At 44.4% G+C, this 1,192-nt stretch carries 1 protein-coding gene; it reads right to left on the reverse strand.

The features are described 5' to 3' along the window. Nucleotides 1-16: 16 nt before the first annotated feature. Nucleotides 17-1,192, reverse strand: a complete 1,176-nt coding sequence (gene tuf / locus BN338_RS09525; RefSeq protein ID WP_039761634.1) for an elongation factor Tu — start codon at nucleotides 1,190-1,192, stop codon at nucleotides 17-19.

Raw genomic sequence — 1,192 nt, forward strand, 5'->3', positions numbered from 1 at the left:
CTTCAACAAGCATTATTTATTCAATGATCTTAGAGACGATACCGGCACCAACAGTACGACCACCTTCACGAATAGCAAAACGAAGTTTCTCTTCCATCGCTATTGGCACAATCAGAGACACATCCATCGCAACATTATCCCCTGGCATAACCATCTCTGTTCCTTCTGGAAGCGTAACAATACCTGTAACGTCCGTCGTACGGAAGTAAAACTGAGGACGATAATTTGTGAAAAAGGGCGTATGACGACCACCTTCATCTTTCGTCAAAATGTAAGCCTCTGCTTTAAAACGTGTATGAGGGGTAACTGAACCAGGCTTCGCCAACACTTGTCCTCGCTCAATCCCTTCACGGTCAACACCACGAAGCAGAGCACCAATATTATCACCTGCTTGTCCTTGATCTAAAAGCTTGCGGAACATTTCAACACCCGTGACCGTCGTCTTAGACGTTGGACGAATACCGATAATCTCGATTTCTTCCCCAACTTTAATAACACCACGCTCAACACGACCCGTAACAACCGTCCCACGACCTGAAATCGAAAACACGTCTTCTATCGGCATCAAAAATGGCTGATCAACAGGACGCTCAGGTGTGGGAATATAATTATCAACCTCACTCATTAAAAGACGAACCGCATCCTCACCAATGCTTTTATCTTTATCCTCAAGAGCAGCCAACGCTGAACCTTTAACAATTGGAACATCATCACCGGGGAAATCATATTTGGATAAAAGCTCCCGAACTTCAAGCTCTACAAGATCCAAAAGTTCCGTATCATCAACCTGATCAACTTTATTAAGAAAAACGACAATCGCAGGAACACCAACTTGGCGAGCAAGCAAAATATGCTCACGTGTTTGAGGCATGGGACCATCAGCTGCTGAAACAACCAGAATAGCACCATCCATCTGCGCCGCTCCAGTGATCATGTTTTTCACATAATCGGCGTGTCCAGGACAATCAACGTGGGCATAGTGACGATTTTCCGTTTCATACTCAACGTGGGCTGTAGAAATGGTAATACCACGTGCGCGCTCTTCTGGTGCTGCATCAATTTGGTCATATGCTTTAAACTCACCAAAAAATTTCGTAATTGCTGCTGTCAATGAAGTCTTCCCATGATCAACGTGACCAATCGTACCTATATTAACATGCGGTTTTGTACGTTCAAATTTGCTCTTCGCCAT

This window comes from Bartonella queenslandensis AUST/NH15 (assembly GCF_000312585.1).
GTDB lineage: Bacteria > Pseudomonadota > Alphaproteobacteria > Rhizobiales > Rhizobiaceae > Bartonella > Bartonella queenslandensis_A.